Annotated in this window: 12 protein-coding genes and 1 pseudogene; 6 read left to right on the top strand and 7 right to left on the bottom strand. The window is 72.3% G+C overall.

Annotation, left to right across the window (positions count from 1 at the left end):
- From F8271_RS33055 to F8271_RS09330, 3 genes and pseudogenes are all read left to right on the top strand, one after another.
- Positions 1-575: pseudogene (locus tag F8271_RS33055) on the top strand (hypothetical protein); the annotation flags it as partial.
- A gap of 195 nt (positions 576-770) precedes the next feature.
- Positions 771-2645 (top strand): DEAD/DEAH box helicase, encoded by a 1875-nt coding sequence (locus tag F8271_RS09335; RefSeq protein WP_370461890.1) that lies wholly within the window; start codon positions 771-773, stop codon positions 2643-2645.
- Between the two features lie 109 nt (positions 2646-2754).
- The gene (locus tag F8271_RS09330; RefSeq protein ID WP_151489299.1) at positions 2755-3375 is read left to right on the top strand and encodes a putative glycolipid-binding domain-containing protein; all 621 of its coding nucleotides are present in this window, start codon (positions 2755-2757) and stop codon (positions 3373-3375) included.
- Positions 3376-3391: 16 nt separating this feature from the next.
- Here the strand turns inward: F8271_RS09330 and F8271_RS09325 are convergent, their stop codons facing one another.
- Genes F8271_RS09325 through F8271_RS09315 form a run of 3 tightly spaced genes read right to left on the bottom strand, consistent with a single transcriptional unit; the run spans position 3392 to position 5859 of the window.
- On the bottom strand, positions 3392-4483 hold the full coding sequence (locus F8271_RS09325) for a PLP-dependent cysteine synthase family protein (RefSeq protein ID WP_151489298.1): 1092 nt from the start codon (positions 4481-4483) through the stop codon (positions 3392-3394).
- 31 nt (positions 4484-4514) lie between these two features.
- On the bottom strand, positions 4515-5345 hold the full coding sequence (locus F8271_RS09320) for an SDR family oxidoreductase (protein ID WP_151489297.1): 831 nt from the start codon (positions 5343-5345) through the stop codon (positions 4515-4517).
- A gap of 55 nt (positions 5346-5400) precedes the next feature.
- Complete coding sequence (locus F8271_RS09315; protein WP_151489296.1) at positions 5401-5859, bottom strand: Lrp/AsnC family transcriptional regulator; 459 nt, start codon at positions 5857-5859, stop codon at positions 5401-5403.
- Between the two features lie 269 nt (positions 5860-6128).
- On the opposite strand from F8271_RS09315, the gene F8271_RS09310 reads away from it, so the two are divergent.
- Complete coding sequence (locus F8271_RS09310; protein WP_007454516.1) at positions 6129-6395, top strand: BldC family transcriptional regulator; 267 nt, start codon at positions 6129-6131, stop codon at positions 6393-6395.
- Between the two features lie 100 nt (positions 6396-6495).
- Here the strand turns inward: F8271_RS09310 and F8271_RS09305 are convergent, their stop codons facing one another.
- A complete protein-coding gene (locus F8271_RS09305) occupies positions 6496-7125 on the bottom strand; it encodes a UbiX family flavin prenyltransferase (RefSeq protein ID WP_151489295.1) in 630 nt (209 codons plus the stop codon).
- Between the two features lie 149 nt (positions 7126-7274).
- Here F8271_RS09305 and F8271_RS09300 point away from each other — a divergent pair, with 149 nt between their 5' ends.
- On the top strand, positions 7275-8258 hold the full coding sequence (locus tag F8271_RS09300) for a terpene synthase (RefSeq protein ID WP_151489294.1): 984 nt from the start codon (positions 7275-7277) through the stop codon (positions 8256-8258).
- On the opposite strand, the gene mqnP is transcribed toward F8271_RS09300, so the two are convergent.
- Entirely contained in the window at positions 8247-9221 is a 975-nt protein-coding gene (gene mqnP / locus F8271_RS09295; RefSeq protein ID WP_151489293.1) for a menaquinone biosynthesis prenyltransferase MqnP, read from the bottom strand. The genes F8271_RS09300 and mqnP overlap by 12 nt on opposite strands.
- A complete protein-coding gene (locus tag F8271_RS09290; protein WP_151489292.1) occupies positions 9221-10681 on the bottom strand; it encodes a menaquinone biosynthesis decarboxylase in 1461 nt (486 codons plus the stop codon). Before F8271_RS09290 ends, mqnP begins: the two co-directional genes overlap by 1 nt.
- A 120-nt stretch (positions 10682-10801) precedes the next feature.
- On the opposite strand from F8271_RS09290, the gene F8271_RS09285 reads away from it, so the two are divergent.
- A complete protein-coding gene (locus F8271_RS09285; protein ID WP_225854307.1) occupies positions 10802-11005 on the top strand; it encodes a hypothetical protein in 204 nt (67 codons plus the stop codon).
- Here the strand turns inward: F8271_RS09285 and F8271_RS09280 are convergent.
- Complete coding sequence (locus tag F8271_RS09280; protein ID WP_151489290.1) at positions 10990-12471, bottom strand: ATP-binding protein; 1482 nt, start codon at positions 12469-12471, stop codon at positions 10990-10992. The genes F8271_RS09285 and F8271_RS09280 overlap by 16 nt on opposite strands.
- Positions 12472-12515 lie beyond the last annotated feature (44 nt).

The raw sequence follows: 12515 nt of genomic DNA, 5'->3' as shown, positions 1-12515 counted from the left end.
TCCCCCCTCCGCCGGCGATGCCCCACCTGCCCGGGGTACGGGCGACCGCGTCGGTCTCCGCCCCGCCGGCGGACCGGGCGCCCGGCGCTGTGCCGGGGCTGCCGACCTCCGGCGGCGGCTGGGCGGGGGCGCCCGTCTCCGCTCCGCCGGTGGTGCCCGCACCCGCACTGCCCGTGTGGCCGCCGTCCACCACCGGCGCTGCCCCGTCCACGGCCAACGACGCCCGACCGACCACGCCCACCACCGCCAGCCCGGCGGGACGGTCCACGGCCGGTGTCACCGGCGGGCGGCCGGCTACCGGCCCCGACCTGGCCGGCACCGTCTACGGCAGCGGGGAGGGGCCGGGCTTCGCCACGATCGCCCTGCCCGCCAACGCGGTGGAGACTTCGGGCTCCCTGACCGGGCACATCCTGGCCCAGGGCTGGGCGGACACGCCGGCCGACCGGCCCCGCACCACCCGGGTTCTGCTCGTCCTCGCCGCCGCGCTGGGGCTGTTGGTCGCGGTCAGCGTCCTGGTCGTCCTGCTGGCCAACAACGCCCTGGACGGCCTGATGGGCGACATGCTCAACAGCTGAGCCGCGAGGGGACGATGGTGAGTCCGCCCACTACCGCCGGGCAAGCGGCTGGCGACTTCGCCGAACCGCCGTACACTTGTCGAGATCACTGACCCGGCGCGCGTGGTGCGCGCCCATGGGCGATCTTGCGGGCGATCCGGCGACAACAGCCGCGGCAGGCCATCGCGAAGATGCGCCCCGCTCGAAAGGCATTTGTTGACCACCTCTGCTGACTCCAGCATCGTTCCGTCCGTTTACGACACCACTGTCGAGACCTCCGACGCCATTCCGGCGCAGGCCGACGCCGCGCCGGCGGAGATCGACTTCGCCGCGCTCGGTCTGCCCGAGCCCCTGGTGCGCGCGTTGGCGCGGCAGGGCATCACCACCCCCTTCGAGATCCAGCGGGCCACCGTGCCCGACGCGCTCGCCGGCCGCGACGTGCTGGGCCGCGGGCAGACCGGGTCGGGCAAGACCCTCGCCTTCGGCCTGCCGTTGCTGGCCCGGGTCGCCGCCGGTAAGCCGGCCCGACCGATGCGGCCGCGCGCCCTGGTCCTGGTCCCGACCCGCGAGTTGGCCATGCAGGTCAACGACGCGCTGCTGCCGCTGGGCAAGTCGCTCAACGTGTTCCTGAAGACCGCCGTCGGCGGTGTTCCGTACGACCGTCAGATCGACGCGCTGCGCCGCGGCGTGGAGATCATCGTGGCGACCCCGGGCCGGCTCGGCGACCTCATCGAGCGGGGCATCTGCCAGCTCGACGACGTCGAGGTGACGGTGCTCGACGAGGCCGACCAGATGGCCGACATGGGCTTCCTGCCCGAAGTGACCGAGCTGCTGGCGAAGACGCCCGCGAACGGTCAGCGGCTGCTCTTCTCGGCCACCCTGGACGGTGACGTCGACGCGCTGGTCAAGCGGTTCATGAACGACCCGGTGACCCACTCCACCGCGCCGTCCACCGCCTCGGTGTCCACCATGGATCACCACATGCTGTTGATCCCGCCGCACGAGAAGTTCCCGGTGGCCGCCTCGATCGCCGCCCGGGACGGCCGGACCATGGTCTTCGCCCGCACCCAGCTGGGTGTGGACCGGCTGGTCGAGCAGCTCGCGGCGGTCGGCGTACGGGCCGGTGGCCTGCACGGCGGCAAGACCCAGCGGATGCGTACCAAGACCCTGGCCGAGTTCCGTGAGGGCCGGATGAACGTCCTGGTCGCCACGGACGTGGCCGCCCGGGGCATCCACGTCGACGGCGTCACCCTGGTGCTGCACGTCGACCCGCCGAAGGACCCCAAGGACTACCTGCACCGCGCCGGGCGCACCGCCCGGGCGGGCGAGTCGGGCGCGGTGGCCACGCTGGTGCTGCCCAAGCAGCGGCGGACCACCCTGGCGATGATGGAGAAGGCGGGCGTCGCGCCCGCCGAGACCCGGGTACGGCTCGGCGACCCCGCGTTGGCCGAGCTGATCGGCGCCCGCGAGCCGAGCGGCGTTCCGGTTCGGGTCGAGGCGGAGCCGCGCGGGTACGGCGACCGCTCCGGCGGCTCGCGTCGTTTCGACGACCGGTCCGGCGGCCCGCGCCGCTTCGGTGACCGGGACCGGCCGCAGGGCGAGCGCCGCTTCGGCGACCGGCCGCAGTTCGGTGACCGGGACGGCCGACCGACCGGCGAGCGCCGCTACGGCGACCGCCCGACCGGTGAGCGGCGCTTCGGTGACCGCCCGACCGGGGACCGGCAGTATGGTGACCGGCCCAGCGGCGAGCGGCGCTTCGGCGACCGACCGCAGGGCGAACGCCGCTACGGCGACCGGCCGCAGTTCGGCGACCGGGACGGCCGACCGACCGGCGAGCGCCGCTACGGCGACCGCCCGACCGGGGACCGGACCTACGGTGACCGTCCGCAGGGCGAGCGGCGTTACGGCGACCGGCCGACCGGCGAGCGGCGCTTCGGCGACCGGCCGCAGGGTGAGCGGCGGCAGGGCGACCGGGACACCCGGGGTGGCTTCCGCTCCGAGGGCCGTGGCCGGGACGACCGGCCGCGCGACGACCGGCCGCGCGACGACCGGCGTGGTTTCGGCGGGCGTCCGCCGGCGCGTACCCACTGATCCTCTGATCGACCCCGAACGCCGTCGCGGAGCCCACGCTCCGCGGCGGCGTTCGCGCATGGCCCTGCCGAGGTCGACCCGGTCGCGTAACGTCCGCCTCATGCCGACCATGCCGAAGTCACTCTTCTGGTCCCGGACGGACACCGCGGGCAGCGAGCAGGCTCTGCTCGACGACGGCAACGGATTGGCGGCCCGGGGCACGCTGCTCGCCGTCGACCCAATCCCGTGGACGGCCCGCTACCAGCTGACCACCGCACCGGACTGGAGCACCACGCGGGTGGAGGTCGAGGCCGAGGGGTCGGGCTGGCTGCGCCGGGTGACGCTGGAACGGGCCACGGGCCGGTGGCGGGTGACCACCGCCGAGCAGGGCGATCTGGACGCGGCTCTCATCGCGGCCGGCCACCCTCGGGCCGGCCTGCCGGGCACCGACGACCCGGACCGGCTGGCCGACGCCCTCGACGTGGACCTGAGCGGGTCGCCGCTGTTCAACGCCCTGCCGTTCCACCGGCTCGGGATGGCCGCCCAGGCCGCCGACATGCCCCGCCGGATCACCGTCGCGTGGGTGCTGCTGCCCGGCCTGGAGGTGGTGGCGGCCGAGCAGATCTACACCGGGCTCGGGCCGGGCCGGGTGCGGTTCGCCAGCGGCACCTTCACCGCCGACATCGACGTGGACGCCGACGGGTACGTGGTGCGCTACCCGGGGCTGGCCGAGCGGATCGACCCGCGCTGAGGGCGCCCGCGGGGGTTCAGGTGGGCCACTCGCCGCTGGCCAGGAACCGCTCGACGGTGGCCAGGTGGGGTGCCAGGTCGAGGCCCTGTGCGGCCAGCCAGTCGTCGGCGTAGTAGGTGTCGGCGTACCGGTCGCCGGGGTCACAGATCAGGGTGACCACCGAGCCGGTCCGGCCCTCGGCGAGCATCCCGGCGATCAGGCCGAACGCGCCCCACAGGTTGGTGCCGGTGGAGCCGCCGACCCGACGGCCGAGCACCGCCGAGCCGGCCCGCATGGCGGCGAGCGACGCCGCGTCCGGCACCTGGACCATCCGGTCCACCACCGAGGGCAGGAACGACGCCTCCACGGTGGGACGGCCGATGCCCTCGATCCGGGAGCCCTTGCCGGTGCGGACCGACCAGTCGGCGGCGAGCCACGCCGGGTAGAACGCCGAGTTCTCCGGGTCCACCACGCAGAGTTTGGTGGGCAGCCGGCGGTAGCGGGCGTACCGGCCGATGGTCGCGCTGGTGCCGCCGGTGCCGGCGCCGACCACGATCCAGGCCGGGATGGGGTGCCGTTCCAGCTCCAACTGCGCGTAGATCGACTCGGCGATGTTGTTGTTGCCCCGCCAGTCGGTGGCCCGTTCGGCGTAGGTGAACTGGTCCATGAAGTGCCCGCCGGAGTCCTCGGCCAGCCAGCGGGCCTCGACGACAACGGTCGCCGGGTCGTCGACGAGGTGGCACCGGCCGCCCTGGAACTCGATCTGCGAGATCTTCTCCGGGGAGGTGGAGGCGGGCATGACGGCGATGAACGGCAGACCGAGCATCCGGGCGAAGTACGCCTCGGAGACGGCGGTGGAACCCGACGACGCCTCGACGATCGTGGTCCGCGGCCCGATCCAGCCGTTGCAGAGCCCGTAGAGGAACAGTGAACGGGCCAGCCGGTGCTTCAGCGAGCCGGTCGGGTGGGACGACTCGTCCTTGAGGTAGAGGTCGATCCCCCATGCCCGGGGCAGCGGGAACGGCAGCAGGTGGGTGTCGGCCGACCGGTTCGCGTCCGCCTCGACGGCGGCGATCGCGTCGGTCACCCAGGTCCGGCTGGCCTCGTCGCACCGGTCGAGATGAGTCACGCCGGAAACCTAGCAAGCAGGTCGGGGGTGGTCAGCTCCGGTCCGGTGGGGTGCTCCGGCGCAGTTGGCGGCGCTGCCCGGCCCGGCCGGCGGCCCGGACGAGCGGGGTCAGTGCGACGGCGAGTCGGGGCAGCGCGTCCAGCAGCCGGACCTGCGCCCCCCGCCAGCGGGGCAGGCTGACCACCGGGCGAGGCCGGCGGGCCAGCCGGACCGCGCGGGCGGCGACGCGCTGCGGGGTGAGCATCGAGCCGGTGAACGACGCCAGCGCCCCCGGGTCGTCCAGCCGGTCGTGCAGCATCGGGGTCCAGATGCCGTCCGGGCAGAGGCAGGAGACGTGCACCCGCCGGTACCCGGCCATCCGCAGGTCGGACAGGGTGCCGAGGCTGAACGCCAGCAGGGCGTGCTTGCTGGCCGCGTACACCGTCTCACCGGGCGCGGCGATCAGCCCGGCCAGTGACACGACGTTGAGCACGTGGCCGTGGCCCTGCTCGCGCATCAGCGCGAGCGCGGCCAGGGTGCCGTTCATCGCGCCGAACGTGTTGACGTCGAGCACCCTGCGGCGGGTCCGCCCGTCGTGGTCCCAGGCGGGGCCGGTGACCAGGATGCCGGCGTTGTTGACCCACAGGTCGAGGCCACCCCGGCTCGCCGCCGTCGCCGCGACCTCGGCGCAGGCGACCTCGTCCCGCACGTCCAGCGCGGCGGACCAACCGCCCAGCGGCGCCGCGGCGGCGGCCACCGCCACCGGGTCGAGGTCGGTGAGCAGCACCGACCAGCCGTCGGTGTGCAGCGCGGTGGCGATGGCGCGGCCCAGGCCGCCGGCGGCGCCGGTCACCACGGCCGTGCCACGTCGCGGCGGGGTCATCGGCGCACGCTACCGCCGGGTCGACGGGCGGCACCAGGGGTACGCGGCGCGGCGGTCAGGAAACCGGCGGGCCGACCGACTGGGGGCGGTTCTCCCACTTGGTGCTGAGCGCGATGGCGGTGCGGGTGGAGGCCACCCCGGGTGTCCGGTTGAGCCGCACGATCAGCTGCTCCAGCTCGGCGATCGTGCCGACCCGGGCCTTGAGCAGGAACGACTCCACGCCGGCCATGAAGTAGCAGGATTCGATCTCGGGCAGCACCCGCAGCGATTCGAGCATGTCGTCGGAGTCCGCCCCGGAGTCCTCGACGATGCCGATCAACGCGGTGACGCCCAGCCCGATCGCCTCCGGCTCCACCTCCGCGTGGTAGCCACGGACCACGCCGCTGCTCTCCAGCTTGCCGACCCGCTCGTGGACCGCGGGGGCGGAGAGACCAACCTGCCGGGCCAGTTCGGCGTACGAGAGGCGGGCGTTGCCGCGCAGCAGGTCGACGAGGCTCAGGTCGATGGCGTCCACGGAGAGTGACCTTAACCGGTTGGGCGTAACGCGATCCCTTCGGTATCCGTTGCACACAGCAGTGAGTAACTGTTCACAAACTGACGGTCCAGGTAGGGGTTGCGCCAGTACCATTTACTAACTTCCCACTCAGTGCGTTTTTCGCGTTTGGCGGACAGGCCAGGTCCCTGGTGCTGTAATTGCCATACGTCCCTCATGACGGCTCTGGGCTCGCACCAGCCGGGGGCAGTGTGTTCAGCCAGGGGCTTCGTCGACGCGAGGAGGGGGCTGTGGACACTGGAGATCGCCTGCTGACACCGGGTGAGGTCGCCGCGCTGTTTCGGGTGGACCCGAAGACTGTGACGAGATGGGCGGCGGCCGGCCGGATAGGAAGCATCCGGACTCCAGGCGGGCATCGCCGGTTTCGGGAATCCGAGGTGCGAGCCCTGCTTGAGGGGGAGGGCATGCTGGACGAGGTGGACGAGGTCGGAAAACCACGCAATGTGGGACCGGCCGCCTCCACCGGGCCGGGTCCGGCCAACGCCGGCATGTACTGAACTGGTGCGGACAACGTCAGGCGGACCGGACACCAGTCCGGTCCGCGTCCCGCTGGGCCGATCCGGCGGGCAGCCCGGCCGAGCGGGCTGAGCCGACGGCTCAGCTGCGGGCCGCGCCGAGCTGGCCGGACCACCGTCGGAACAGGGTGTGCGGGACGCCGAGCGCGTCCAGCACCTTGCCGGCGACGAAGTCGACCAACTGCTGGGCGCTGGCCGCCGCGCCGGCTCCGTAGAAGCCGGGGCTGGCGGGCAGCACGATCGCACCCGCGTCGTGCAGGCCGATCAGGTGCTCCAGGTGGCTGCGGGTCACCGGGGTCTCCCGGGGGACCATGACCACCGGGCGGCGTTCCTTGAGGTTGACCTCGGCGGCACGCTGCAACAGATCCTTGGAGAGCCCGATCGCGATGCCCGCGCAGGCGGCCGTGCTCGCCGGCACCACGGCCATTCCGCGTACCCGGTAGGAGCCGCTGCTCGGCCCGGCCGCCAGGTCGCCGGCCGGCCAGTGCCGCACGTCCGCGCCCGTCAGGTCCCGACCGAGCCAGGCGGCGAGGTCCTCGGCCCAGTGGGCGTCACGGAACGGCCGACCCGTCTCGTCGAGCACGGTGAGCCGCGCCGCCCGGGACACGATGAGGTCCACCGACTCGCCGGCGTCGAGCAGTCCGCCGATGACGGCCGCCGCGTACGGCGTGCCGGAGGCCCCGGAGACACCGACCACCCATGGTTCCCGCATGCCTCCAGCCTGCCTGGTCGTGCCGGCGCGCTGGTGGGCACCCCCGGGCCGGCCGGTCCGACATGTCCGGCGGGCGTGTGGGCGTCCCGTCGACCTGACATGCTGCCGGTGGCGATTCGCACCGGGAGCAGTTCGTACAGGAGGCATCGGTGACGACCGGCGAAGTCCTCTGGACGTTGCGCGCCGAGTGCCCTGTTCCGGCCCGGCTGTCGCCGTACGCCGACCAGGTCCAGGAGTGGCTGCTCGACCTGCTGCCCGGGTTGGGTCTGGCACTGGACGACGCCGCGCTGCACCGGCTGGCGCGGGGGGCCTTCGCCCGGTACGCCGGACGGCTCTACCCGGATGCGACCGAGGCCGACCTGCGGACGCTCACCGCACTGTTCACCTGGTTCTTCCTGGTCGACGACGCCTGCGACGGGCCGGGCCGGCTCGCGCCGGAGCAGATCCGGGCGTTGCGCAACGGCACGTTGGCGCTGCTGCACGACGGTCCCCGGCTGCGGCAGGCCGGTCTGAGCGGTCCGCTGCGGCGGCTGCTGGTGCTGGCCTGGCGGGAGCCACGCCGCCGGATGCCGGCCCGCTGGCGGCTGCGCTTCGCCGACGCGGTGGCGCGGCATCTCGACGGCACCTGGCAGGAGGCGGTCAACAAGGAGGTCGGCCGCCGCCCGGGGGTTACCGAGTACGTCGAGCTGCGTCGGGCGACCTCGGCGGCGGAGGTGTCGTACCCGCTTGTGGAGTTCGTGACCGGACGGCCGCTGCCCGACCCGGTCTACCACCATCCGCTGCTGCGCGAGATCGCCCGCACCGGCAACGACCTGCTCTCCTGGTACAACGACCTGGCCTCACTGGATCGGGACCGGGTCACCGCCGGCGGGCACAACCTGGTCCTCGCCATGCAGGGCGAGTGGGGTGTGCCCACGGCGGCGGCGGTCGACCGGGCGGCCGAACGCTGGCGGGAGTCGATGCACCACTTCGTCGCGCTGCGGGACGCGGTGCCGTCGTTCGGCCCGGCGTTGGACGAGGCGGTCACCGACCATCTCGACGGGGTGGCGTACGCGGTCCGCGGCACCATCGACTGGACGTTGGAGAGCGCCCGCTACCCGACCAGCGCGGGGCAGCCGGTCTCAGGGGCGTAGGTCGAGGCGGATCACCAGGTCCAGCAGGGCGAACACGAACAGCACGATGCCGACGAAGCCGTTGGCGGTGAAGAACGCCCGGTTGACCTTGCTCAGGTCGGTCGGCGTGACCACCAGGTGCTGGTAGGCGAACGCGACGGCGGTCAGCGCCAGCCCGATCCACCAGAGCCAGCCGAAGCCGACCAGCGCGCCGAACCAGATGAACAGCGCGAACGTCACCACGTGCGCGACGGTGGAGGCGTGCAGCGCGAAGCGCCGGCCGTAGCGGGCGGGCACGCTGTGCACGCCGATCTCCCGGTCGATCTCGGAGTCCTGGCAGGCGTAGATCAGGTCGAAGCCGCCGATCCACAGGCCGACCGCCGCGCCGAGCAGCCAGGCCGGCCAGGAGCCGTCCAGGGTGCCGGTGACGGCCAGCCAGGCGCCGACCGGGCCGACCGCCTGGGCGATCGCGAGGATGGCGTGCGGCCAGTTGGTGAACCGCTTGCCGTACGGGTAGACCACCAGCGGCACCACGGCGAGCGGTGCCAACACCAGGCAGAGCGGGTTGAGCAGGGCGGCGGCGACGAGGAACACGACAAGCGCGACGGCCGCGCCGGTCCAGGCCGTCCGCACGCTCACCGCCCCGGTGACCAGTTCCCGGCCGGCGGTACGCGGGTTCCGCGCGTCGATCCGCCGGTCGAGGATCCGGTTGGCGGCCATCGCGAACGTCCGCGCACCGACCATAGCCACGGTGATCAGCAGCAGGTCGAGCCACCGTACGTGCCCGCCGGAGACCCGCATGGCGGTCAGCGCCGACAGGTACGCGAACGGCAACGCGAAGACGGAGTGCTCGATGGTGACGAGGTCCAGGAAGGCCCGCACCCTCCCCCGCGATCGTGCAGTTTCGGTCGCGCCAGAAGGGGAGGAAGGGGACGAATCAGCAACCGGAGGTGCAAGATCGCGAGGGTTGTCGGTGGTGGCCATCAGATTCCGTACTCCTTCCAGCGCTTGTCGACGAGGGCAGCCACTTCCGGACTCATGGTCATCTCCTCGGGCCAGCCGCGGGTGTATCCCTCGGTGGGCAGTTTGCGGGTCGCGTCGACGCCCACCTTGCCGCCCCAGAACTGCTGGTACGACGAGTGGTCGAGGTGGTCCACCGGCCCCTCGGTGAGCAGCAGGTCGCGGGCGTAGTCGACGTTGCCGAAGGCGCGGAAGGCGACCTCGTTGTAGTCGTGCACGTCGCAGTCCTCGTCGACGATCACGATCAGCTTGGTCAGCGACATGAGGTGCGCGCCCCAGATCGCGTTCATCACCTTCTGCGCGTGCTTCGGGTAGCGCTTGCGGATCGACACGATCGCGCAGTTGTGGAAGACGCCGGCGGCCGGCAGGTCGTAGTCGACGATGTCCGGGATCAGCAGCTTGAGCAGCGGCTGGAAGATCCGCTCGGTGGCCTTGCCGAGGCCGTGGTCCTCCTGCGGCGGCTTCGAGGTGACGATCGAGTGGTAGACCGGCTTGCGCTGCATGGTCATCGCCTCGATGTGCAGCACCGGGAACGGCTCGACCGGCGTGTAGAAGCCGGTGTGGTCACCGAACGGCCCCTCGGGCAGCCGCTCGCCGGGCTCCAGGTAGCCCTCCAGCACGATCTGCGCGTGCGCCGGCACCTGCAACGGCACGGTGAGGCAGTCGACCATCTCCACCCGTTCGCCGCGCAGGAACCCGGCGAACAGGTACTCGTCGATGTCGCCGGGCAGTGGCGCGCTGGCCGCGTACGAGACGACCGGGTCGCAGCCGATCGCGACCGCGACCGGCAGGCGCTGCCCGAGCCGCTCGGCGACCGCGTGGTGTGCCGTCGAGTCCTTGTGGATCTGCCAGTGCATGCCGAGGGTGTTGCGGCCGTGCTGCTGGAGCCGGTACAGGCCCAGATTGCGCTTGCCGGTCTCCGGGTGCTTGGTGTGGGTCAGCCCGTAGTTGTGGAAGATCCCGCCGTCGCCGGGCCACACCTGCAACCCCGGCAGCCGGTTCAGGTCGACGTCGTCGCCCCGGTAGACCACCTCCTGGCAGGGCGCGGTCTTGACCTTGCGCGGCGGCACCGACTTGAGCTGCATGACCTTGCCGAGGCCCTCCCGGATGCCGGACCAGCCGACCGGCAGCTCGGGCTTGACCAGCGCGCCGATCCGGGCGCCGATCTCGTCCAGCGACTCCACGCCGAGCGCCATCGCCATCCGCTTCTCGGTGCCGAACAGGTTGATCGCCACCGGCATCTCACCCCGCGTGGGGTGCTCGAAGAGCAGCGCCGGCCCGCCGGCTCGCACCGTCCGGGTGACCACCTCGCTGATCTCCAGGGTGGGGTCGACCGGGACGTCGACCCGCCGCAGCTCCCCCGCACGCTCCAGCGCCGCGAGGAAGTCCTTGAGATCGGTGTACGGGAAGCCACGAGCCGCCATGCCGCCAGTCTCCCGCACCGGGTGCCGCCCGACCCAAGCCGGGTGGTGTGACGCCCGCGATGGCCCGAAGGCCAACGGCGGGTCGGTGGGTGCGGGCCGATCGACGGCGACCCGGACGGGTTGTCGCCCCTACAGGTCGAGCTTCGCGACGCCATCGCCCGCGAGCTGCACGCCCAACTGGCGTTACGCGGCGAGCGGGTCGAGCTGGCCGACCTGCCGGAGGTGTCGTACCAGATCACGCTGCGCGTGGACGAGACCCTGCGCGGCAACCGCAGCCGTCGACATCCTCCCGTGCGGCCCGGACGCCGTCAATCGCCGGAATAGAGCCGCGACGGGTCGACGAGGACGACATCGGGACGCTGACCGGCCGCCCGCCGAAGCTCGTCGGTGAACCCCGCCCCGCTCGCGAGCAGCAACCGGGCGTCCCGCACGTCCAGACCGGGACGCGCGGCGAGCAGGTCTCGTGCCCGTCCCAGTCGATCCAACTCGGGCTGCCCCAGCGTGCGACCCCACTTGACCTCTCCGATGGCGAGCAGCGGCCGAGGGCCGTCGCCGAACGGCGGCTCGCCGAACGCCACCAGGTCGAGTTCCAGACTGGTACGGGTGGAGGGATCGGTGAGGACGGCCGCGCTGGCCTCCGCGACGCCACCGCCGAATGTCTCCGGCGCGGCGAAGCGCAGGGCCCACTGTCGGACGATCTCCTCGAACGCCGGCCCCAGCACCCCGCTTGAGTACCGGCGGTTGGAACGCCTCCAGACGTCCGGACCACGCCGCTGCTCCAAAGCCGTCCAGGAGGGACGCATGATCGCCTGGTAGAAGGTGATCAGGGGTTCGGCGATGCGGTAACGGCTACGCCCGCTGCGAAGCGGATCGGGCTCGCGGATGAGGAGACCGGCGTCCTCAAGGACGGTGAGCGGGTGCTGGAGGTCGGTGGCCTTTCGCCCGATGTACCCGGCGATACCCCCTCGGGTGCCGTTGCCTTCGGCGACCGCGGACAGCACGGAGTGGTAAAGCGCGGTGTCCCGCAGGTCGGGATCCTCGGCGAGCAGGTAGCGGGCCTCGCGGAACAACGGGCGGGCCGGATTCAGCACCGCGCGCACGACCCAGTCGTCGAAGTCGTCTGGCCCGTCGGGTACATCGTCCTGGACGTATTCTCGCCGGTAGGCCGGCGTGCCCCCGACGATGGCGAACACGCGGGCAGCGAGTGAAGGATCATCGATCCCCCAGAACGTCGCGGCGGCCCGATAGTCCAGCGGCGGCACAGGCAGTTCCAGCCCAGCCCGTCCGCGCAGCGGGGCCGAACCGGCAAGCAGGCCGCCCATGAACGACAGTGCCGAACCGCACAACAGCAGGCGCGTACGAGATTCGGTGCGCTCGACCCGGCCCGGCGTGAGGGCGTGCTGAATGATCGACGGGAGGTCCCGGCTGGATCGGGCAAGGTAGGGGAACTCGTCGATCACCACGGTGACTGGCCGGCGCTGGCCCAGTGCGAGCAGCGCGTCGACCGCACCCGACCAGTCTTCCAGGCGAAGCGGACCAGGCGCGTCGGTGTACCGGCCGAGAGCCTCTCCGAGTCGACGCAGCGACTCTGCCGGCGTCGCCTCGGTAGCCCCGAAGTAGAAACCGTCGGTGGCACGGGTCAGCTCGTACAACAGCAGAGTCTTGCCCTGCCGGCGACGGCCGCTGACCACGCCCAGCGTCGCACCGGGCCGGTCGTCCGTGGCAAACCGGACCAGCTCCGCCCATTCGACGTCACGGTCAAAGATTTCCGCTGGCTTGGAGAGCTTCACTGCCACATCCCACAGAATGTAGAACTACGATTCTTAGAAGTGTA

The sequence above is a fragment of the Micromonospora sp. ALFpr18c genome (assembly GCF_008868155.1).
Lineage (GTDB): Bacteria > Actinomycetota > Actinomycetes > Mycobacteriales > Micromonosporaceae > Micromonospora.
The sequence above is the reverse complement of the archived record's forward strand: the minus strand, read 5'-3'. Positions and strand labels throughout refer to the sequence as shown.

Excerpts from the sequence above, each read along its gene's own strand:
- F8271_RS09330 (WP_151489299.1), top strand. The coding sequence starts at position 2,755 with ATGCCGAAGTCACTCTTCTGGTCCCGGACGGACACCGCGGGCAGCGAG.
- F8271_RS09320 (WP_151489297.1), bottom strand. The coding sequence starts at position 5,345 with ATGACCCCGCCGCGACGTGGCACGGCCGTGGTGACCGGCGCCGCCGGC.
- F8271_RS09305 (WP_151489295.1), bottom strand. The coding sequence starts at position 7,125 with ATGCGGGAACCATGGGTGGTCGGTGTCTCCGGGGCCTCCGGCACGCCG.
- mqnP (WP_151489293.1), bottom strand. The coding sequence starts at position 9,221 with ATGGCCACCACCGACAACCCTCGCGATCTTGCACCTCCGGTTGCTGAT.
- F8271_RS09290 (WP_151489292.1), bottom strand. The coding sequence starts at position 10,681 with ATGGCGGCTCGTGGCTTCCCGTACACCGATCTCAAGGACTTCCTCGCG.